19 protein-coding genes are annotated in these 21,266 nt (G+C 45.7%); 6 read left to right on the top strand and 13 right to left on the bottom strand.

The window, feature by feature from the left end:
- Window positions 1–58 precede the first annotated feature (58 nt).
- The 6 genes from phoB to pstS all read right to left on the bottom strand — a co-directional run bounded on the left by phoB (window position 59) and on the right by pstS (window position 5,444).
- Window positions 59–748, bottom strand: coding sequence for a phosphate regulon transcriptional regulator PhoB (gene phoB / locus H8K52_RS13895; RefSeq protein ID WP_186923508.1), 690 nt, complete (start codon window positions 746–748; stop codon window positions 59–61).
- A gap of 81 nt (window positions 749–829) precedes the next feature.
- Entirely contained in the window at window positions 830–1,549 is a 720-nt protein-coding gene (phoU, locus tag H8K52_RS13890; RefSeq protein WP_186923507.1) for a phosphate signaling complex protein PhoU, read from the bottom strand.
- Window positions 1,550–1,604: 55 nt separating this feature from the next.
- Window positions 1,605–2,393, bottom strand: coding sequence for a phosphate ABC transporter ATP-binding protein PstB (pstB, locus tag H8K52_RS13885; protein ID WP_186923506.1), 789 nt, complete (start codon window positions 2,391–2,393; stop codon window positions 1,605–1,607).
- Between the two features lie 15 nt (window positions 2,394–2,408).
- Window positions 2,409–3,293 (bottom strand): phosphate ABC transporter permease PstA, encoded by an 885-nt coding sequence (gene pstA / locus H8K52_RS13880; RefSeq protein ID WP_186923505.1) that lies wholly within the window; start codon window positions 3,291–3,293, stop codon window positions 2,409–2,411.
- Complete coding sequence (pstC, locus tag H8K52_RS13875) at window positions 3,290–4,258, bottom strand: phosphate ABC transporter permease subunit PstC (RefSeq protein WP_186923543.1); 969 nt, start codon at window positions 4,256–4,258, stop codon at window positions 3,290–3,292. Before pstC ends, pstA begins: the two co-directional genes overlap by 4 nt.
- Before the next feature lie 142 nt (window positions 4,259–4,400).
- Entirely contained in the window at window positions 4,401–5,444 is a 1,044-nt protein-coding gene (pstS, locus tag H8K52_RS13870) for a phosphate ABC transporter substrate-binding protein PstS (protein ID WP_186923504.1), read from the bottom strand.
- 387 nt (window positions 5,445–5,831) lie between these two features.
- On the opposite strand from pstS, the gene ppk1 reads away from it, so the two are divergent.
- From ppk1 to H8K52_RS13855, 3 genes are all read left to right on the top strand, one after another.
- Window positions 5,832–7,916 (top strand): polyphosphate kinase 1, encoded by a 2,085-nt coding sequence (ppk1, locus tag H8K52_RS13865; RefSeq protein ID WP_186923542.1) that lies wholly within the window; start codon window positions 5,832–5,834, stop codon window positions 7,914–7,916.
- A gap of 10 nt (window positions 7,917–7,926) precedes the next feature.
- Window positions 7,927–8,409 (top strand): SixA phosphatase family protein, encoded by a 483-nt coding sequence (locus H8K52_RS13860; protein ID WP_186923503.1) that lies wholly within the window; start codon window positions 7,927–7,929, stop codon window positions 8,407–8,409.
- Between the two features lie 404 nt (window positions 8,410–8,813).
- On the top strand, window positions 8,814–11,288 hold the full coding sequence (locus H8K52_RS13855; RefSeq protein ID WP_186923502.1) for a WD40/YVTN/BNR-like repeat-containing protein: 2,475 nt from the start codon (window positions 8,814–8,816) through the stop codon (window positions 11,286–11,288).
- A 165-nt stretch (window positions 11,289–11,453) separates the two neighbouring features.
- On the opposite strand, the gene H8K52_RS13850 is transcribed toward H8K52_RS13855, so the two are convergent.
- The gene (locus tag H8K52_RS13850; protein WP_186923501.1) at window positions 11,454–12,311 is read right to left on the bottom strand and encodes a UDP-2,3-diacylglucosamine diphosphatase; all 858 of its coding nucleotides are present in this window, start codon (window positions 12,309–12,311) and stop codon (window positions 11,454–11,456) included.
- Complete coding sequence (locus tag H8K52_RS13845) at window positions 12,308–13,075, bottom strand: GNAT family N-acetyltransferase (RefSeq protein ID WP_186923500.1); 768 nt, start codon at window positions 13,073–13,075, stop codon at window positions 12,308–12,310. The genes H8K52_RS13850 and H8K52_RS13845 overlap by 4 nt, the downstream gene beginning before the upstream one ends.
- A 438-nt stretch (window positions 13,076–13,513) precedes the next feature.
- Here H8K52_RS13845 and H8K52_RS13840 point away from each other — a divergent pair, with 438 nt between their 5' ends.
- Window positions 13,514–14,194: a MarC family protein gene (locus H8K52_RS13840; RefSeq protein ID WP_186923499.1), complete on the top strand. Its 681-nt coding sequence runs from the start codon at window positions 13,514–13,516 to the stop codon at window positions 14,192–14,194.
- A 97-nt stretch (window positions 14,195–14,291) separates the two neighbouring features.
- Here H8K52_RS13840 and H8K52_RS13835 read toward each other — a convergent pair whose 3' ends face one another.
- Window positions 14,292–14,612 carry a hypothetical protein gene (locus tag H8K52_RS13835; RefSeq protein WP_186923498.1) on the bottom strand — a complete coding sequence of 107 codons (321 nt, stop codon included), beginning with the start codon at window positions 14,610–14,612 and terminating at the stop codon, window positions 14,292–14,294.
- Window positions 14,613–14,818: 206 nt separating this feature from the next.
- On the opposite strand from H8K52_RS13835, the gene H8K52_RS13830 reads away from it, so the two are divergent.
- Both H8K52_RS13830 and tsaD read left to right on the top strand, forming a co-directional pair.
- Window positions 14,819–16,945: a putative bifunctional diguanylate cyclase/phosphodiesterase gene (locus H8K52_RS13830; protein WP_186923497.1), complete on the top strand. Its 2,127-nt coding sequence runs from the start codon at window positions 14,819–14,821 to the stop codon at window positions 16,943–16,945.
- Window positions 16,946–17,056: 111 nt separating this feature from the next.
- The gene (tsaD, locus tag H8K52_RS13825; RefSeq protein WP_186923496.1) at window positions 17,057–18,097 is read left to right on the top strand and encodes a tRNA (adenosine(37)-N6)-threonylcarbamoyltransferase complex transferase subunit TsaD; all 1,041 of its coding nucleotides are present in this window, start codon (window positions 17,057–17,059) and stop codon (window positions 18,095–18,097) included.
- A 75-nt stretch (window positions 18,098–18,172) separates the two neighbouring features.
- On the opposite strand, the gene plsY is transcribed toward tsaD, so the two are convergent.
- From plsY to H8K52_RS13805, 4 genes are all read right to left on the bottom strand, one after another.
- Complete coding sequence (gene plsY / locus H8K52_RS13820) at window positions 18,173–18,778, bottom strand: glycerol-3-phosphate 1-O-acyltransferase PlsY (protein ID WP_186923495.1); 606 nt, start codon at window positions 18,776–18,778, stop codon at window positions 18,173–18,175.
- A gap of 123 nt (window positions 18,779–18,901) precedes the next feature.
- Window positions 18,902–19,390, bottom strand: coding sequence for an aminoacyl-tRNA deacylase (locus H8K52_RS13815; protein ID WP_186923541.1), 489 nt, complete (start codon window positions 19,388–19,390; stop codon window positions 18,902–18,904).
- Window positions 19,391–19,422: 32 nt separating this feature from the next.
- Complete coding sequence (xerD, locus tag H8K52_RS13810; RefSeq protein ID WP_186923494.1) at window positions 19,423–20,355, bottom strand: site-specific tyrosine recombinase XerD; 933 nt, start codon at window positions 20,353–20,355, stop codon at window positions 19,423–19,425.
- The gene (locus tag H8K52_RS13805) at window positions 20,349–20,894 is read right to left on the bottom strand and encodes a methylated-DNA--[protein]-cysteine S-methyltransferase (protein ID WP_186923540.1); all 546 of its coding nucleotides are present in this window, start codon (window positions 20,892–20,894) and stop codon (window positions 20,349–20,351) included. Before H8K52_RS13805 ends, xerD begins: the two co-directional genes overlap by 7 nt.
- Between the last annotated feature and the right edge of the window lie 372 nt (window positions 20,895–21,266).

The following is a 21,266-nucleotide window of genomic DNA, read 5'->3' as shown; positions in this document are numbered from 1 at the left end:
GAGAAGAACCAAGCCCATGATATGACAAGCTGTGGTAAATCCATAGCCATGGGCGAACTTACTTCTCCGATAGCATGTAGCCGACGCTACGGATGGTCTTAATTAGACCTTCGGCATTTTTTAATACTTTTCGCAATCGTAGCACGTGCACATCCACGGTACGCTCTTCGATCACCACATGATCACCCCAGACTTTATCGAGTAATTGGCTACGAGAAAAAACGCGTTCTGGATGTGCCATGAAAAACTTTAAAAGTTTATATTCGGCATGGCCGATCTCAATTTTTTTGTCATCAATCTTCACAGTACAACTCACTGGATCAAGATGTACATTGCCAATCTCTAGACTAGTTTGGGCATGCTCTGGGCTCTTTCTGCGTAGCATTGCCTTGATACGTGCGGTCAATTCACGTGGTGAAAATGGTTTCGTGACATAGTCGTCTGCACCATGATCCAAGCCGGAAATCTTATCTTCCTCCATGCTCTTGGCAGTCAACATGATCACTGGCATTTCATTAAAATTACGATCTGATCGGATACGCGACAATAATCTCAAGCCGCTTTGATCAGGTAACATCCAATCGAGCAAAATCAATTGGGGTGTACGATGCTGCAAAAATTCCCAAGCCTCTGCGGTTGTGCCAACTGGCATCGTATTCCAACCAGCGGCACGCAGGGTAAAACTAATCAATTCACTAATTGCTGGTTCATCTTCTACGATCAAAATCGTGGTTTTATCAACTGACATAGGATTTTATTTTTTAAGTATCTATTTTTACAACACCAAACACGCTGTGCCTCATTGTAGACACAGCGCCTGAGCCATCATTTATGGCTGCTGACTATTTTTTTCCTGCTTACTTGCCACGTAATCCGAATGACGGATATCACGACCTTCGACAATATAAATCGTATGTTCCGCAATATTTTTCGCGTGATCACCAATTCGCTCAATTGCCTTCGCCACCCACAAAGCGTCTAAAGCAAATGAAATTGTGCTTGGATCTTCCATCATAAACGTAATGAGATTACGCATAATAGAGCGGAAGTCGCTGTCGATAATTTCGTCGTAGGCAATCAATTTGACTGCTTTTGCATCATCATGACGCGCAAAAGCATCCAAGGATTGATGCAGCATTTGACCAACGCTATTGGCCAAAACCCGCACTGTTTCGTAGCCACTAAACATTGCGTTGTTACGGCTTTTGTTCGCCATTTCTTGCGCGATACGGGCAATCTTGGTCGATTCGTCGCCAATACGCTCAAGATCTGTAATCACCTTGCCGGTAGCCATCACCGTACGAAGATCATTGGCCGCCGGTTGACGTTTAACGATCAAGTGACTACACATGTCGTCTAACATCACTTCCAGACGATTCACTTCTTCGTCCGACTTCACCACTGATGCTGCTTGTTCGCTATTACCTGTGCGATAGCAAGCCATCGCATCTTGAAAATGATTTTCTACCAAACCACCCATTAATAAAACCTGGGAACGGATGGATTCTAAATCGTGATTGTACTGACTCGATGAATGTTCGCCTGTCATGGTTACTCCTGAATTCTGATTGTTCGTCAAAGTGCCTGCAAAAAGTTGGCTAGCATTAGCCGAAGCGACCCGTAATATAGTCTTGAGTTTCTTTGCGCACAGGGTTCATAAAGATATTATCGGTCTCACCAAATTCGACCAATTCACCCAAATACATATAGGCTGTGTAGTCAGAGCAACGTGCCGCTTGTTGCATATTGTGAGTCACGATGGCAATGGTGTAGTCCTCTTTCAATTCATTGATCAATTCTTCAATTTTTACAGTCGAAATTGGATCAAGTGCTGAAGTTGGTTCATCGAGCAATAACACTTCAGGTTTTACTGAAACGCCGCGTGCAATACACAAACGCTGCTGTTGACCGCCAGATAAGCTAAGACCGCTGGTGCTTAATTTATCCTTAACTTCGTTCCATAGCGCGGCTTTTTTCAACGACCATTCAACGCGCTCATCCATTTCACCATTAGAAAGATTTTCGTATAAACGAACACCAAAGGCGATATTGTCATAGACCGACATTGGGAAAGGCGTTGGCTTTTGAAACACCATACCCACCTTAGCGCGTAACAAATTAATGTCATGCCCTGGCAATAAAATATTTTGGCCGTTGTAGATAATTTCACCCACGGCTTTTTGACCAGGATACAGGTCATACATACGATTAAAAGTACGTAACAAAGTCGATTTACCACAGCCTGACGGGCCAATAAATGCGGTTACTTTTTTGTCGTAAACTTTTAAATTCACATCCTGCAAGCTACGATTGCTGCCATAAAAGAAGTTCAAGCCCTTGGTTTCGATACAGGCTCTTGGCTCAACTGCTACTGGTTTTGTATTTGGAATCATGGTCTAAGCTCTAAATTATTTATGCACTTTTTGTGCGAATACGGTACGTGACAGAATGTTTAATGCCAATACGCTGAAGGTCACCAACAAAGCGCCTGTCCAAGCTAAACCGCGCCAATTTTCGTAAGGACTCATCGCAAAATTGTAGATAACTACCGGTAAGTTCGCCATCGGTTTATTCATGTCGGTATTGATAAACTGGTTGTTCAATGCCGTGAAAAGTAAAGGTGCGGTTTCGCCTGAAATACGCGCCACTGCCAACAATACACCAGTCAAAATCCCGGCTTTTACCGCTTTAACACGAATAAATAGCGCAACTTTCCAGCGCGGAGCACCGAGTGCAAACGCTGCCTCACGCAAACTCGTCGGAACCAATCCCAGCATATTATCAGTCGTTCTGACAACGACTGGAATCGCGATTAAGGAAATAGCGAAAGAACCAGCCCAACCGGAGAAATGATTAATCTTCGCAACATAAATCGCATACACGAAGAGACCAATCACGACAGAAGGTGCAGAAAGCATAATGTCGGTCACGAAACGCGTCACATCGCTGAACCAATTTTTTTCACCGTATTCAGCGAGATAAATCCCCGCCAAAATCCCAATTGGTGTACTGATCAAGGTTGCGACACCGACCATCATTAAACTACCGAGTATCGCGTTAGCCAAACCACCACCTTCTTCGCCAGGCGGCGGCGTTGCTTGGGTAAACACGGTCCAGTCCAACGAGCCGACACCTTTAATTAATAAGGTAGCCAAAATCCACATCAAAAAGAAAACGCCCAAGGCCATCGCCGCTGTTGAGAAGAAAATCCCTATCTTATGCTTCAACAAGCGCGACTTATAGACGGAATTCAGTGCTGCATTAGGTGTTGCATTATTTGCGGCTAAAGTCATTTCACACCTTCTCTTCTTGTCATGCTCAACAACAGTAACTTTGCCGATGCCAACACGACAAAAGTAATAACAAACAAAATCAAACCAAGTAAAAATAACGAGGCAACGTGCAATTCGGATTCGGCTTCCGCAAATTCATTTGCCAAGCTAGAAGCGATACTATTACCGCCACCGAATAACGACCAATGTAATTTGTGCGCATTCCCGATCACAAACGTAATTGCCATCGTTTCACCAAGCGCCCGCCCCAAACCCAGCATGACACCACCGATCACACCGGCTCTGGTGTAAGGTAATACGATTTTGCGAACAACTTCCCAACGCGTACATCCCAATCCGTAAGCAGACTCTTTCAACACTGGCGGCACAATTTCAAACACGTCACGCATCACAGAAGCGATAAAAGGAATAATCATAATTCCCAGAACGATCCCGGCCGTGAGTACACCAATACCAATCATCGAACCAGAAAACAAAACACCGATAACAGGCAACTTACCCAAGGTATTTGCGAGTAGTGGCTGACCCCATTCACTAAAAAATGGGGCAAAAATAAACAGCCCCCACATACCGTAAATAATACTTGGAACGCCTGCCAGTAACTCAACCGCGGTACCTAAAGGTCGCTTGAGCCAATTCGGGCAAATTTCGGTCAAAAATAAGGCGATACCAAAACTGATCGGAAACGCAATCAACAACGCAATCGCTGAGGTCACCAAGGTTCCGAAAATAGCGATCAAGCCACCGTACTTATCGTTGATTGGATCCCACTCTATCGTCGTAATAAAGGCAAATCCAAATTCTTTCATTGCAGGTAGGGCACCGAGAAACAACGATACGACGATACCTACTAACACCAACAAAACCAATAGCGCGAAACTAAAGGTGAGTTTATGAAACAGAAAATCTTGTAATTTCTGTTTGCGCATAGCCGAACCATGCTGAGTTGTTTGCGTATTTGTCATCACTTGACTGACTTCCTGTTTTTCATCCCTGCCGACAGGGAATGAAGAGTTCATCGCTGGAGTAGACATTTTTTATGGCTTTATGTGCAGACATCCCAACACATGGTTGGGACGTCTATATTTCTTTAACTACGAGACTGGATTAATACAAAGCTTTACCGGATGCATCTTTCAAGTTCGCTTTCCAGCTAGCTTGAATCAACTTAACTACATCATTTGGCAAAGGCACATATTCCAATTCCGTTGCCATCGCGTCGCCGTTAGTGAAAGCCCAGTCAAAAAACTTAACAACTTCTTGTGTATTCGCAGCATTCGTTGGCACTTTGTGCAACAAAATGAAAGTCGCGCCGCTGATAGGCCAAGCTGTTTTACCCGCTTGGTTTGTCAAGATCACGCCCATACCTGGTGTTTTTGCCCAGTCAGCGCCTGATGCTGCTGCTTTAAAGTTAGCATCATCTGGTTGTACAAATTGACCATCCAAGTTTTTCACTTGTGTGTGGATCATTTTGTTACGCTTAACATAAGCATACTCAACATAACCAATCGCGCCTTTGATACGTTGTACGTTTGCTGCAACGCCTTCGTTACCCTTACCACCAAGACCAACTGGCCATTTAACAGCAGTGCCAGAACTGACAGTCGATTTGAATTCCGCACTCACTTTAGACAAATAATCTGTCCAAATAAAAGTTGTACCAGAGCCGTCAGAGCGATGTACCACTGTGATGTCTTCTGCTGGCAGCTTGACACCTGGATTGATTGCAGTAATTTCTGCGGCATTCCATTTAGTCACAGTACCCATGTAAATTTTTGCCAAAACTTCACCAGTCATTTTTAACTGACCAGGAGTTACACCTTCCAAATTCACCACTGGAACTACACCACCAATCACTGCTGGGAATTGCATCATGCCATCCGCACTCAACTCTTCCGCTTTCAATGGCATATCCGTCGCGCCAAAATCAACAGTTTTTGCTTTGATTTGTTTAATACCACCACCGGAACCAATCGATTGGTAGTTAATAGTGTTTCCCGTTGCTTTTTTGTAGGCATCAGCCCATTTAGCGTAGATAGGGTAAGGGAAAGTCGCGCCAGCGCCAGTCACTTCAGCGGCATGCACGGACGAGAAAGCCAATGCAGCACCAGCTGCGATGACTAAAGACTTAACAATACGATTAAATTGCATATTTACCTCGATTAAATGGGGAAACAAACCTGTATGTCATTTGATCATTTACCAGATACAGCACTCGGACCGCTCGGCTCAATTAACATGGATCGAACTTTACAAGTCGAATATGACAAGATTATGACACTCGTCATTTATCTATGAAATATTTGTCTCTGAACATTTTTTCTGTCATAAACTTGTCACAATAGATTAATACAATCTGGCAGAGTCTCAGCACCAGCGCCTAATTAGTGGCATTCCTACACTTACATGCAAAATCCAATGATAAATCCCGATGTCATCAATGGCACAACAGAAAACATAGAAGCCGCACCAGCCACCACGCCAAACTCAGGCAGTAACATCAGTCACAAAGCAAGCAGTGATAGTGAATCTGCATTAATGGCCACTTGGGGACTATCTCGTTCTGCTATTTATTTAGATAGAGAGCGGTCCCAAATTGCCTTCAATTGGCGCGTACTAGCGCAAGCCGAAGATAAAAGCATTCCCTTATTGGAAAGACTTAAGTATTTGTGCATTGTTGGTAGCAACTTAGATGAGTTTTTTGAAGTTCGTGTAGCCAGTCTATTGGCACAAAATACGGTCGACGGGCAATTGGCTCAACATACTACCTTTACTAGTATGATGGAACGCATAGACAAAGAATGCCACGCCCTCGAAACTCGGCAATACGAAGTCTTAAACCAAGATATTTTGCCTGCGTTATCACGCAAAGGCATACATTTGTTACGCCACACTGAAAGAACCGAAGCACAACGTGCTTGGGTGAAATCCTATTTTGAACGTGAAGTTCGTCCACTGCTGACACCGATTGGCTTAGATCCTGCTCATCCGTTCCCCCAGGTCGTCAACAAAAGTCTAAACTTTATCGTATCACTAGCGGGTAAAGACGCGTTTGGACGTGGTACGGCGATTGCTATTGTCAAAGCACCACGCGTATTGCCACGAGTCATTAAGATCCCCGATGAATTAACAGAAAAAGGACAAGCCTTCTGCCTGCTGTCTTCCGTTATTCATGCCCACATCGGCGATTTGTTTAATGATCGTGAAGTGCTCGCTTATTCGCAGTTCCGCGTCACACGCGATAGCGACTTATGGGTGGATGAAGATGAAGTCAAAAATTTACGTCAAGCTTTACAAGGTGAATTGCAAGGCCGCCAATTTGGTGTTGCAGTACGATTAGAGGTGGCAAAAAACTGCCCTGAAGCCTTGTCACAATTCCTGCTCGAACAATTTTCACTGACTAAAGATCGTCTGTATGCCGTTGATGGTCCGGTCAACATGGTGCGGTTGTCTGAATTGATCGATCACGTGAGTCAAGCCAATCTGCGCTTCCCCGCGTTTTCGGCCAAGCCGGACACTAAGCTGGCACAGAAAAATATATTCGATGTCTTAAATAAACAAGACATTTTATTACACCATCCATTTCAGCCTTTCCAAACCGTCATCGATTTCATTCGTACCGCGTCACTCGATCCTAACGTGCTGGCGATTAAGCAAACGATTTATCGTACCGGTATGAACTCCGATTTAATGGAGTCATTAATTACCGCGGCACGCATGGGTAAGGAAGTCACTGTCGTAGTCGAACTAATGGCGCGCTTTGACGAAGAGGCAAATATTAATTGGGCAGATCGTTTGCAGAGAGCAGGTGCGCAAGTTGTCTATGGTGTGGTGGGTTTAAAAACACATGCTAAATTGGCGTTAGTCATCCGTCGCGAAGAAGGCGGTGGTTTGCGCCATTACGCACATTTGGGTACCGGCAATTATCATCCTTCTACCACCCGCTTCTACACGGACTTCGGTTTATTAACTGCACATCCAAAGAAAGCTGCCGAAGTGAATGAAGTCTTTATTCACTTAACTGGCTTAACCAAACCAAAGAAGCTGGAACATTTATGGCTAGCACCGTTTTTCTTGCAGCCTAAGATCATCAAAGCGATTCGCAATGAAGCACGGATTGCGCGTGAGGGTCGCCCCGGGCGTATCATCGCCAAGATGAATGCACTGGTCGATGAATCCGTGATCCGCGCTTTGTACGCAGCTTCCGCCGATGGCGTCAAAATCGATTTAATAGTGCGCGGTGCATGTACCTTGCGTCCTGGCGTGCCAGGTTTATCCGAAAACATCAGCGTTCGTTCTATCATCGGACGTTTTTTGGAACATTCACGCATCTATTACTTCCGCAACGATTTGCAACATGATGTTTATCTTGCCAGTGCCGATTGGATGAGTCGAAATTTATTCCGCCGGATTGAAGTAGCATTTCCAGTGCTAGAAAAAAATCTCAAAAAGCGCATCATCACAGAGGGTTTAGATCCCTACTTAAAAGATAACCAAAATGCCTGGGTATTGGCATCCGATGGCAGCTATGAACGTCGAAAAGTGCGTGGCAAACAAAAACCATTTAGTGCCCAACAATACTTAATGCAGACGCTAGGCTCCCCTGAAGACGAGGCCGGATAAAGGACGAGCAATGGATTTGATTTTATGGCGCCATGCAGAAGCAGAACCTGGTAGCGAAGAGCTAGCCGATGCATTGCGCCGCCTGACACCCAAAGGTCAAAAGCAAGCGCAAAAAATGGCGTATTGGTTAGACAGTGTTCTACCTGACAATTGCAGAATCTTGGTTAGTCCAGCGATTAGAACGCGAGAAACCATGGCAGCCTTGGCTAAACTTAATCGCAAATACAAAATCGCAGTAGAGATAGGTACCGAAGCAAGTGCTGATGATTTACTCAAAGCAGCGAACTGGCCTGAATCACGTGAAACGGTACTGTTAGTTGGTCATCAACCCAGTTTAGGTGAAGTGGCAACAAGGCTAATTACGCCAGCGCAAAACGAATCTGCTGTACGCAAAGGCAATGTCTGGTGGATTACCCAAAAAGAACGAGATGGTGAAGGCTTGCGAACTTATCTAAAAGCGATTATGTCCCCCGACTTGGTGATCAAGTCATAATTACAAATCTTCTGTAAAAATAGCCTCTACCCCCACAGGAATCTTCAATCAAGTGAGTTTGTTTTTCAAGGCAAGCTCACTTACACACAGCGTTCAGTTCGATGGCTCGTTGATCGATTCGGCACAGCCGAATCGCCATATTATCTTATTCACTTCTTCATTTTGCATCCAATGCCACGCAATTAAAAAATAGAAATATTTTTTACATATCGGCGTCTTGCAAAAAAACGACACACCAGTCATTGCGCAGAATATGTGTACTAGGAGACAGACAAATTCGAGTAATTAATCCAAAAGAATTCGTAGACGCCCCCAGTCAACTCTGAAACAATCAATCCACTGATAAGACCTTTTATCAGAAAATCAAAACATAAAAAATCAATCCATTATTGGGGGACTTAACAATGCATCAAAAAAAATCACTGTCAACACGAAAGACTAACAACAAGCGTCTTTCAAATCAAACTTGGGTGAAGGGTTTACTCGCCTCGGTCATTGGCCTCACATTAACAGCAGGCGCCGGCTCTGCTTTTGGTTTTTACCAAGAGTATGACCGCCCAACTGAACGTTCTAAATGGCGTGCGGATTGGTATGACGAAGGCTCAGGGCAAAACGTCAAAAAGAAAGAAAAAAATGGCGGTAGATTGAGTGCCGAGTTTCGTCGTCAAATGTTAAGTTCTGCAGATAAAGAACGTGCGAAATGGGGACGCATGATTCCCGGTATCGAAAAAATGGGAACCGAATTTAGCCAAATTGAGCGCAATGCCATTGGCGGCTTATCGATTGATATGAATGCGGCAGCAGCTGGTACGACCTGGGTTAACATGGGGCCAACCAAAGCAGATGTCGCAAAAAATGGTGGCACCTCGTTAGCTAAAACAGATGCAGGACGCCCAACTGGCATCGTTTTTGATCCTGCCAATACCAACATCATTTATGCCTCTTTCGCAGGTGGTGGTTTATGGAAAACAATCAACGGCGGCACTAACTGGACACCGCTGACAGAAAATCTTGGTACCTTATCGGTCGGCGCTTTGGCGATGGATCCAAATAGTAGCTCAACGATTTATCTGGGTTTAGGTGACGCATTTGATGGCACTGGCATCGGCATGGTGAAATCAACGGATGGCGGTGCCACATGGAGTGCCCCAGTGTTCCTAGGCACATCGACTGTCATCAATGCGATTCAAGTTGCACCGACGAATAGCGCGATTGTGATGGTAGCGACCAACAAAGGACTGTTCCGCTCTACCAATTCGGGCGCCTCATTTACCCAAGTCACATTGCCAACAGCGCAAACCGCCGTACCGTACATCTGGACGATGGTATGGACCGGCGGTACCAATTTTGCCATCTCTCTGGAAGCAAATCCTGGTGTCGCGAGTGGCACCTCGGACGGTCAAGTGATGACAACCACGAACAACGGTGCAACCTGGACGAAGGCCACTGGATTCACAGCGACCGCTGGCATTGGACGATCTAGTTTAGGCGTCGCAGCAAGTAATCGAAATATCCTCTACGCGATGGCTGCTGTACCAAATGCGACGTCTGCTTCAGACTTGGCCGGCATTCTAAAATCAACAAATGGCGGAACAACTTGGACAACTGTGGGCGCGCCAAGTAAACGCTACACAAAGACCAATACCGAGTCGAGCACCTTGGGTACGCTTCTCAATGGTCAGGGTTGGTATAACCATATGGTACAAGTTGACCCAACAAATCCAAGTATTGCCTACTTTGGTGGCGCTTTGGCTTTGGTAAAAACCAGTGATGGTGGTTCAACCTATACACAAAAATCAAACTGGTTAGCACAATTCAGTCTGCCATACGTGCATGCGGATTTCCACACCAGTGCAATGCAGGGCAGCACCTTAATCGTTGGTACTGACGGTGGCTTGTTTAAATCGACCGACGGCGGCACCACGTTCACCGACGCCTTAAATCTTGGTTTGACCACGCATTTGATTTATAGCGTCGGTTCCTCACCAGCAAATGTCAATGCGATGATCGGTGGTTTCCAAGACAACGGCACCCGCGTACGTAGCGGCGCCACAACGACCTTTAATCAATACATTGGTGGTGATGGTTTTGGTTCAGCTATTCACCGGACGAACGCTAGCATCATGTTGGGCTCGCTGTATTATTCACGAATTTACAAGAGTACCAACGGTGGTTTGACTTTCACCTCGGCCAGCACCGGCATTACCGAATCAAATAACAGCTCTACTGCGCCATTCAATACGGGCATCGTAAGTTGGGAAGGCGCTGCTAACGCGGACACGGTTTTCACTTGGTCAAATTTAAAAGTGTATAAATCGACAAACTACGCTGGCTCATGGACGGCACTCGGTACAACAGGCTTACCAACGACAGCATTCGCCATTCGTGGTGTCGGTGTTGCCGCAAGTAATGTCAATGTACTTGGCGTCGTTGGCAGTGGTGGTCGGGTTTTCTTGACGAACAACGGTGGCACCAGCTGGACAACGCCAGCGGCTCTACCAAACAATGGCTCGTCTTTAAGTAAAATCAACTTTGATCCGACCAATCCAAACACCATCTATGTAAGCTCGGTGGCTGCAGATAGTACGAAAACGCACGCATGGCGATCGACTGACTTTGGCGCAAGCTGGACAGCTATTGACAACGGCTTACCAGCTGGAGCTCCAGTCAACATCTTGAAAGTTGATCCGGGTAGCAACACAACTTTATATGCAGGTACACATTTAGGTGTCTATCGTTCACTCGATTCTGGAACAACGTGGGCGCGTTTTGGCTCTGGCATGCCATTGGTGAACGTGGACGATATCTACATTTCACCAACTTCCACGCTCGTGCGTGCCGCTAGTTTTGGACGTGGTTTCTGGCAGTTGAATCCATAAGACTTAGGTGCTCAATCTTAGTTATTTGAGATTGAATTCCTCAATGTCACAAATAAAAACGCCAACCTTAATAAGGTCGGCGTTTTTTGTGTAAAACAAAGGAGAATTGACTCTAGCAATTTGACTAGGAATAAACATTCACAGCCATGCCAGCTAAAAAGTCATTCAAGCAGGCAAGGCCAAGTGTTGTAACTCGACATGGTGAGACTGATGCACCACATCATGCCATGTGATTAAACGTAATTCTCCGTCGGCCTCTTCGATCAGCGCAGACAAGCTTTCAACCCAATCGCCATCATTGCAATACATAATCCCGTTGATGTCACGAATCTCTGGTTTGTGAATATGACCGCAGATCACACCATCCAGACCGCGTTTGCGGGCTTCATCGGCTAATGCATCTTCGAACTTGGTGATGTAACTAACTGCATTCTTTACCTTTGATTTTAGGTATTGCGACAACGACCAATAAGGTAAGCCTGCGCGTGCACGCCACTGATTAAAGACTTGGTTGATTTTTAAAATCACGGTGTACATACTGTCGCCCAAATAGGCTAGCCACTTCGCGCAGGCAATCACGCCGTCAAAGCGATCACCATGCAACACCAACATACGCTTACCATCGGCGGTCGTATGTACTAGCTCATCACGCACTTGTATGCCGCCAAAATCCAACTCGATGAATTGTCGTGCGGCCTCATCATGATTGCCGGGGACAAAAATCACATTGGTCCCCTTCTTGGCTTTTTTCAAGACCGTTTGCACGATGTTGTTGTGGGTTTGATCCCAATACCACCGGCGCTTTAATTGCCAACCATCGATGATGTCACCGACCAAATATAGGGTTTCCGATTCGGTTGCTTTCAGAAACTCTAGCAAGCGCTTAGCCTGACAGCCTGTAGTACCGAGGTGCAGATCAGAAATCCATATCGTTCGAAAATGTTTGATGTCTTTTTTAGGCGGTTTCGGGGTCTTTAAAAGCTTTTGCATTTTCTTATCGAGGAACTGATCTGCTGGCATCATTTGACGAGGTCCTCAGTGCCATAATGCTTGGCGTAACGGTTATCCAAATTCGCTAAAGGCAACATCACGAATAGATCAGCGCTATGAAAATCAGGATCCCAAGCAGGTTCGCCGCAGATCCACGCACCAGCTCGCAAATAGCCGCGCAGCAATGGCGGAATGCGTGCTTCATGTCCTTCATCCATACTCTCTAATGGGAAAGGCAGATGTGGCGTCACTCGATAGTCCAATGGTGCGAATGCCTCTTCACCAAAACTACGATAGATCGCCGCTGCATTATGACCACCATCTGCCAGACTGATACTGGCACAGCCGATCAAAAATTCACAACGTTCACGCCGCATGTATGCTGCTAAACCCGCCCACAACAACATAATCACGGCACCGCTACGGTAGTCAGGATGAATGCAAGCGCGCCCCGCTTCTGCAATGCTGCCACGGATATTTTGCAGACGCGACAAATCAAATTCACCTTCGGAATAGTAACGACCCACGTCACGCGCTGCATTCGGACCGAGTATGCGATATGTGCCAACGACTTTCAGCGTTTTGGTATCGCGCACGATCAGATGATCACAATGTTCATCGAATTCATCTTTATCGAGGCAGTCTTCATTAGCTAAAGCTGACAATCCCATGGCCTCAATAAATACTTTGTAGCGCAAGCGCTGGACTTCCTTTACTTCCTTCTTGGTACTGGCAAGACTGAGGCTAAGTTTAGAAAAACTTGGGTTGGCATCGCCCGGTATCGTCAACACTCTCATGCGCTGGTCTCCTTTATTCAAATCAGCTTTAGCGAGCAGAATAAAGAGCGAATACTTCAAGATTGTGACAATTGCATGTCTGTTTTATGACAAGGTAAAATTACAACAAAGTTCACGCCATAATTCGATGTATGAAATCCCCCACCATAGAGAGGAAATATTGCATAATCACAATAATCCTAGAAACGGCAGTTGACCGCTTCAAAGGTAAAGTAAGTTAATGATTTATCGTAAGATTCGGTTAATTTTGTATTGCTCCATTTGGGTGAGAGCGCTACAGGCACGATTGCACACTTTTCCGCCACTCTGGACTTCGTTACTCCTCCTATGAACATGGAGGTTCCGTCGTCGTCGCGCCTCGCCAGAGAGGCGGAAAAATGCACACTCGAACCTGTCCAACTACCGTTTCTAGGATTATTACAACATTTTGGAGGCAACATGAGTATCGCGTTAACCGTCTTTGTGAAGGCACTCATTGTCGTACCGGTGACCTTGCTACCGATACTCAATCCGATCGCGGTGGCGCCAATCTTCTTGTCAATGACTGGCCCTATGGATCAGGTGATGGCAAATCGACTAGCCAAGCGAATTGCTTTTAATTGTTTCTTTTTACTGATGGGAGCCGTCTTCGTTGGTTCCTACGTACTGGATTTTTTCGGTATCTCTTTGCCTATTGTCCGAGTCGCGGGTGGTATCGTGGTAGGGATGGCAGGCTGGAAATTATTGAACGATCAGGGCCAAGATAAGTTGCGCACGTCTGTCGCAGCGTCGGCTGGGAATTGGACCAAAGAAGAACTACGTCGACATAGCTTTTTTCCTTTCAGCTTTCCCTTAACGGTCGGTCCTGGTGCAATTGCCACCTCAATTACCTTAGGTGCACAGTTACCAAACAAACCAGTTGATTGGTTGATCACAGGATTGGCAGCAACAATCGGTGTCTTTCTCACGACGATTGCAATTTATTTGTCCTATCGTTTCGCGCGCAATTTGGAAAGCTTTTTAGGTGATGTCGGCGCCACTGTCTTAATGCGCTTGTCCGCGTTCATTTTGTTATGTATCGGGATTGAAATTGGTTGGAGCGGCATTTCTGAATTATTGGAAGATTTGAAGTTGGGCTAGTCGTTTTAAAGACCAATAATGCAAATGGCGAGAAGGCTCTCAACTTGGGAGCGATCTCGCCATTTTTAATTCAGCAAAATGAAGATGGCATCTGCATTTACGCAGCGGCGTCATTTCCCTCTTCTGCATGTGGCTCTTGCAGCATTAAGGCATGCTCAACATGCGTGGACTCATCGCCTATTTTACTTTTCCACGCTTTCATAAAATAAATTCTTTCGAATTCACTTGGCGCTTCATGCCAGATCACCATTAGCGTCCCTTTGTGATCATGTAATTTGGCGAGCTTGGTAATACACTCATGATTGCTATCACTATCCGCCAAAGCCATTGCATATCCATAGACTCGATTTAATCGTTCTATACGATCCGGTTCAGTTTCGCTATGCGTCGCAGAAATTTTTGCATGATCTAAAAACATAGACTGTCTCCCAAAATCGATAGAATATTAAGAATTTCATTGTAGCTGATCCCTAAAGACTCTGGGTTTTTTCAGCGCAATTCAAGCTAACAGTATATCGTCGCAGGACGCTTTACAACGAATCTTACAAGCAAGCAAAGATTCGCTTTCCAGTTAACCGAGAATTTGATTTAATAGTCAGGCTAATAAGAAAGCACTTCCACCGCATGTTAAAAAATGCCTACCTTTATGTTATCGACCGAATTCTGCCAAGCAGAATCAGTTATCGCCTAGCGCTGAGCTATTCCCTAATCTTGTGCTTGTTTATCATTGTGGTAGCTCGCAGCGTGATCCAAGTTCAACAAGTCTCACAGCGTAGCCAAGAATTTGCTAGAAATGACTTACAGCAGCTTTTACAGGTACAAAATTTAGCTCTGGACATTGAGGGGTCAACCAGTGCATTAGTGCTCATATTTAATACCACGCAAGATAAACGCAAACCTGCCTATGATGCCATCGACGCTAAGAAAAAGCATATTGATCAATTGATTCAAAAACTCAGCAAAGAATCAGAAGATGAAATACAAACGATCTGCTTGCAACGATTAGCGGTGACCCATCAAGAGTTTCGCCAGTCCTATTTAAATCTCTTCGACGAGATTGAGTTAGACAACACAGATGGTGCAAAAGACGTTTTTGAAACGCAGGTGGCGCCAGCCCGTCAGGCTTTCCTCACTGAGAGTGGCATTTTATTGGATTTAGCCAAGAAACATATTCAACAAAGACAAGAGGAAGAACAAAATGATCTGGCACGCCTCAAGCTGCAAGTGATTTCTATCTCTATCTTGGCGGTTCTGACTGGCATCGCTTTAGCTTTTTTCACGCAAAGAAGCGTGGTTCGACCTTTAAATCAGTTGGAACAAAGCGCACGACAAATCGCTGAAGGCAATTACGCTAGCAAAGTGCCGGCAACCCGTGCCACCGAGGTTGCCAGAGTCGGCCAAGCGCTCAATACCATGGGTGATGCGATCGCTGCGCGCGAGGCTGAAATTGAGCAACTCGCTTATTTTGATCCACTTAGCGGCCTTCCCAATCGCATCTTGTTATTAAAAGAATTTGAACAACAGAGCGTGCAAGGTCATGCAATGATCTTAATGGATGTCGCCCGACTCAAGATAGTCAATGAAACTTTAGGCTTTGGCACTGGCGACACGATCATTGTCGAGACGAGCCAACGACTGAAAGCAGCGCTGCAATCCCTGCCAACTTCTCGGACCTTTTTGGCAAAATTCTCGGGTGGCCAATTCGCATTGTCTTGCGCACTCGATGAACAACAAAATATGGCCGAATTTGTTGAGCAGGTCGTGCATGCCATCAATTTGCAACTCACTACTCCGATTATTTGCGGTAATCATAGTGTCGATGTGAATCTGGTATTTGGGATTGCATTGGCAACCGCAGCAACCAAAGATCTGCCGAGTCTGATCCGCAATGCCGAAGTTGCCTTATACGTTGCCAAGGAAAGTACGCAATTATCAGCCTGGTATTCCGATGCGCAAGAGGCCTCGCGCTTAAGTCATCTGAGCCTGCTCTCTGATTTGCGCGCAGCGGTACAAAATGATGAACTACAAATGTGGTTGCAACCCAAAATACGCTTCAATGATCATAGTTGCTATGGCTTCGAAGCCTTGGTGCGATGGCAACACCCGCAACGTGGATTTATTTCCCCAGCTGAATTTATTCCTTTTGCGGAGCGCACAGGTTATATCAACCATGTGACGGATTGGATGTTGAAACAAGCGCTACAAACTCTAGCGTCTTGGCAACACGCCTATCCACAATTGAGCATTGCGGTCAATGTGAGTACCAAGGATTTGCGAGATCAGAGTTTTCCAGAACGGGTTCATCAATTACTCCAACAATACCAAGTCAAACCGGAAAATCTGCAACTGGAGTTAACTGAAAGCGGCATTATGGAAAACCCAGGCAATGCGATTCCATTGTTACAATCACTACGTAACATAGGGATCGGTCTATCCATCGACGATTTTGGTACCGGTCACTCCTCACTCGCCTATTTGCAAAAATTACCTGTCACAGAATTAAAAATCGACCGCAGCTTTGTCATCAATATTGATCAGCAAGCATCGACCCAAAGACTGGTAAAAACCATCATCGAAATGGGCCATGGTTTGAATCTCCATGTGATTGCAGAAGGCATAGAAACTGAAGCAGAACGCGACACGCTTATATCCCTTGGTTGCGATTCCATGCAAGGCTATTTCGCTAGCAAGCCTCTGCACGGCGCTGGCCTACAAAATTGGCTGATTCACTTGGCTGATTCAATTGGCTGAAGCACCATCGTGGACATCGACTTAGCGTCGCAAATTGCTTAGACATCACTATGATTTATAATAGCCACCTGCCAAGGCTGGCTCTTTTGCATTTTCCATAGAAATTTAATTATGATCGTTCTTGGTATTGAATCCTCTTGTGATGAAACCGGCATCGCTTTATACGATACCGAACGTGGCTTGCTGTCGCACGCCCTGCACTCACAAATCGCTATGCATCAAGAGTATGGCGGCGTGGTGCCAGAACTCGCCTCGCGTGATCACGTGAAACGTGTCCTGCCGCTCTTGCGCGAGGCCCTCAATAAAGCTGAGCTAGATACATCGCAGATCGATGCGATTGCGTACACCCAAGGACCGGGCTTGGCTGGCGCTCTTTTAGTCGGTGCTTCCGTTGCCTGTGGTTTAGGAATGGCTTTGGACAAGCCATTGATCGGCATTCACCATTTAGAAGGCCATTTGCTGTCGCCTTTACTTGCCAGTGAGCCGCCTGAGTTTCCGTTTATTGCCTTGCTAGTGTCTGGAGGTCATACGCAATTGATGCGGGTTGACGCAGTAGGACAATACACACTCTTGGGGGAAACGCTGGATGACGCGGCAGGTGAAGCGTTTGATAAATCGGCCAAATTACTTGGGCTGGATTATCCCGGTGGCCCAGCCATTTCAAAACTCGCCTTGACCGGCGATCCAACTGTGCATCAGTTCCCGCGACCGATGTTGCATTCCAAGGATTTGAATTTTAGTTTTTCAGGATTAAAAACGGCCGTACTCACTGCCGTCAAAAAGTATCCCAACGCTTTGAATGAAATTGATAAAGCCAATGTCGCGCGTGGTTTTGTCGATGCCATCGTCGATGTCTTAGTCGCCAAATGTCTGACAGCGATGAAGCAAACCGGTCTAAAGCGTTTAGTCATCGCTGGCGGCGTCGGTGCCAATCAGCAGCTACGCACGGCATTAAATACCGCTGCGAACTCCAGCAATCCGAAAAAACGCTTTCAAGTTTACTATCCAGAGTTGGAATTTTGCACTGACAATGGCGCGATGATTGCTTTTGCTGGTGCGATGCGCTTACAAGCCCATCCAACGTTAGCAACGAAAAATTACAGTTTCAATGTCAGACCACGATGGCCTTTGCAAGAATTGGTAACGGTATAAAAAAATCCCTCGTTACCGAAAGGTCGAGGGATTTTCTTTGATCACCACTTAATTCCTACTTCTACTTATTTCTTCTTATTTCTTCTTACTACCGATCCGACTTTCCTTACCACTCATCAAATTCGCGATATTTTGACTGTGACGATAAATCAATAAGCCACTCATGATCGCCACCGCTAGCAAGGTCAAATTCGGGCCGAATAATAAAGCATAGTAAAACGGCGCAAACAAAGAGGCAATTAAAGCCGCTAAGGAGGAATAGCGGAAGGCATAAGCGACAATTAACCAAGTCGCAAGCGTCGCGAGGCCAAGCCAAATATTGATTGCCAACAAAACCCCAAGCGCGGTGGCGACACCTTTACCGCCGACGAATTTAAAAAACACTGGCCACAAATGGCCGACAAACACGGCTAATCCAACCGCAGCAATGGTATTGCTCGACAACTCAAACTGCTCTTGAAAAACCATCGCCAGCCAAACAGCGAACCAACCTTTAACTCCATCGCCGAGCAGAGTCAAAACAGCTGCAGCCTTATTTCCTGACCGTAGTACATTGGTCGCACCAGGATTTTTGGAACCGTACGTGCGTGGATCGGATAGGCCGAATAATCGACTCACCACAACGGCAAAAGAAATTGAACCAATCAAGTAGGCCGCAATAATTGCGATCACTGCATTCATCTGTTATCCCATCCTATTATTTTAAATTTAGTTTTGGTTATTTTTTGATTATTAAAGCTATACAACAAGCAAGCCGCACATTTTTGCACATCACCTTATGAAACTCTAGTCATTTAAAAACATTTAGAGTGCGCAATTCACTGACTTTGCGGATAGTACCTCCAGCAGCAGCACTGGGGCAATGCCGATCAAGTAGCCACGCCGACCACCATTCAAATAGATTTTGTCGAGTTCCAATACACTAGCCTCGACATAAACAGGCATCACTTTTTTTGTGCCGAACGGTGAGGTTCCACCGATCATATAGCCTGAATGCCGCTGCGCCACTTCAGGCTTGCATGGTTCAACTGACTTACAGCCAATTTGCCGAGCCAGATTTTTTGTTGAAACCGTTTTATCACCATGCATCAGCACCACCATCGGTTTGGCGTGCTCGTCTTGCATGATCAAAGTTTTGATGACGACATGCTCTTCGACACCTAACTCTCGGGAAGACACAGCAGTACCACCATGTTCCTCATAGGCATAAGGATGCTCAGTAAATATCGCGCCTTTTTTTCGCAATAATTGCGTCGCTGGTGTCTCGGAGACGTGTTCTTTTTTTGCCAAAATACTTCTCACTAGTTATCTTGAAAAATAGCATTTTACCCGCGCGGGTGATGCTCTGCGTGCAGTTGTTTCAATCGTTCACGTGCCACATGGGTGTAGATCTGCGTAGTGGAAATGTCGGCATGACCAAGCAGCAATTGCACGACCCGTAAATCGGCACCGTGATTCAATAAATGCGTGGCAAAAGCATGACGCAAAGTATGCGGTGAAAGCGGTGAAGTGATACCAGCAATCACCGCATATTTTTTAATGACGACCCAAAACATTTGCCGCGTCATCGCGCCACCACGGGCAGTCACAAACAGTGCGTCATCGATTTGCTCGCCTAAGATCGCTGCACGCCCTTCACTCAAATAACGCTGCAACCACGAGCGGGCGACTTCGCCAAATGGCACTAAGCGTGTTTTACTGCCCTTTCCAGTCACGCGTAAGACGCCGTCATTAAGACTCACTTCGAACGCTTTTAAAGTCACAAGCTCGGTTACGCGCAATCCACAGGCATACAGGAGTTCCAACATGGTGCGATCACGCAAACCTAAGGGGGTTTGATCATCTGGTGCTTGCAAAAGCGACTCCACCTGTTTCTCACTCAATGTTTTCGGCAAGCGATCTGCCTGCTTGGCTGATTTCAACTTAGTGCATGGATTGACAGCAATAAGATTTTGACGAAACGCTTGTTGATAGTACCGTTTTAACACCGACATACGCCGATTCACTGACGTCGCTTTTGAACTGCTATGTTTCGCCGCGACATAAGAAAAAATATCGACCTCCGTCACTTGCAGCAAATCTTTTTGTTGAGTGTGCTGCAACCATTCCGCAAATAAACGCAAATCACGGCGATAGGCTTCCAAAGAATTTTTGGCCAAACCATCTTCTAACCAAAGACTATCGCAAAATTGATCAATCTGCGCCTGGACTAGTACGGGTAATTCTGATGGCACACTCTTTTCCGTACGCTTTACCACATCGACTCCTGATGTTGTGTAGACTCAAGCTGACTATACTCGGGAACTTGTTCTAAACGCAGTAAATAGCGTTTCACACCTAAATGAAATCCAGTCTCATCATCATGATGAGCAAAGCCACCAAGGCCGCCTGATGCAGTTACCCGATGACAGGGAATGACTAATGGAAACCAATTCGCACCGCAAGCTTGTCCGACGGCGCGTGGTGCCGATAGGATGTGCTTCGCAATTTGTCCGTAGGTGCGCACTTGACCCCGAGGAATACTCGAGATTGCTTGCCAGACTTTATGCTGAAAGGCTGTGCCTACTTGTTTCAAGGGCAGCTGAAATGGAAAATCCGGATCGGCAAAATAACGCTCGATTTGTTGCGCCGCAAGTGATGAGACTGTGTCCGCTGGTGATTTCTCTTGAAAACGTGGCGGCAAATAGACTAGTTCGCTAATTTGCTGATCTTCGGTGCGCACCCCAATATAGCCAAACGGGGCAGGCACGATTGCACTAAAAATTGCGGCTTCTAAATTTGATTCGGGGGTGGCCATCACATATCCATTCAAACGGTTCACGTGATTGTCCTACATATTCGCCAAAGAAAAAAGGCGCATCCAGTGGATGCGCCTTCTAAATTTTTTCACGTTCTGGCTGTTTAGTCTCTTTGAACAGGACTCAGCTCATTTTGAAACGCGAATCTCCCCCCCTTTTTTGACTGCGCCCTACAGAGCGCTATTATTGCACTTCCATATTCTGCCTTTACGTCAATTTGCGATATCTACATCAAGCAAATCATTAAGGTGTGCGAAATATAGCATGTCTTTTGGGCAAAGCTAGCAAGACATTTCATTAAAAAAAAGCTTTGTTGCATTTGTGCTTCTGCAGCAGAAAAAGATCGCAAATATCAAAACAAATGTGCTAAA

The organism is Affinundibacterium seohonense (genome assembly GCF_014284305.1).
Lineage (GTDB): Bacteria > Pseudomonadota > Gammaproteobacteria > Burkholderiales > Burkholderiaceae_D > Undibacterium > Undibacterium seohonense.
Note: the sequence above shows the minus strand (reverse complement) of the source record. Positions and strands in the feature narration are given on the sequence as shown.

Coding starts and splice junctions, on each gene's coding strand:
- phoB (WP_186923508.1), bottom strand. CDS start 748: ATGTCAGTTGATAAAACCACGATTTTGATCGTAGAAGATGAACCAGCA.
- phoU (WP_186923507.1), bottom strand. CDS start 1,549: ATGACAGGCGAACATTCATCGAGTCAGTACAATCACGATTTAGAATCC.
- pstB (WP_186923506.1), bottom strand. CDS start 2,393: ATGATTCCAAATACAAAACCAGTAGCAGTTGAGCCAAGAGCCTGTATC.
- pstA (WP_186923505.1), bottom strand. CDS start 3,293: ATGACTTTAGCCGCAAATAATGCAACACCTAATGCAGCACTGAATTCC.
- pstC (WP_186923543.1), bottom strand. CDS start 4,258: ATGACAAATACGCAAACAACTCAGCATGGTTCGGCTATGCGCAAACAG.
- pstS (WP_186923504.1), bottom strand. CDS start 5,444: ATGCAATTTAATCGTATTGTTAAGTCTTTAGTCATCGCAGCTGGTGCT.
- ppk1 (WP_186923542.1), top strand. CDS start 5,832: ATGGCCACTTGGGGACTATCTCGTTCTGCTATTTATTTAGATAGAGAG.
- H8K52_RS13860 (WP_186923503.1), top strand. CDS start 7,927: ATGGATTTGATTTTATGGCGCCATGCAGAAGCAGAACCTGGTAGCGAA.
- H8K52_RS13855 (WP_186923502.1), top strand. CDS start 8,814: ATGCATCAAAAAAAATCACTGTCAACACGAAAGACTAACAACAAGCGT.
- H8K52_RS13850 (WP_186923501.1), bottom strand. CDS start 12,311: ATGATGCCAGCAGATCAGTTCCTCGATAAGAAAATGCAAAAGCTTTTA.
- H8K52_RS13845 (WP_186923500.1), bottom strand. CDS start 13,075: ATGAGAGTGTTGACGATACCGGGCGATGCCAACCCAAGTTTTTCTAAA.
- H8K52_RS13840 (WP_186923499.1), top strand. CDS start 13,514: ATGAGTATCGCGTTAACCGTCTTTGTGAAGGCACTCATTGTCGTACCG.
- H8K52_RS13835 (WP_186923498.1), bottom strand. CDS start 14,612: ATGTTTTTAGATCATGCAAAAATTTCTGCGACGCATAGCGAAACTGAA.
- H8K52_RS13830 (WP_186923497.1), top strand. CDS start 14,819: ATGTTAAAAAATGCCTACCTTTATGTTATCGACCGAATTCTGCCAAGC.
- tsaD (WP_186923496.1), top strand. CDS start 17,057: ATGATCGTTCTTGGTATTGAATCCTCTTGTGATGAAACCGGCATCGCT.
- plsY (WP_186923495.1), bottom strand. CDS start 18,778: ATGAATGCAGTGATCGCAATTATTGCGGCCTACTTGATTGGTTCAATT.
- H8K52_RS13805 (WP_186923540.1), bottom strand. CDS start 20,894: ATGGCCACCCCCGAATCAAATTTAGAAGCCGCAATTTTTAGTGCAATC.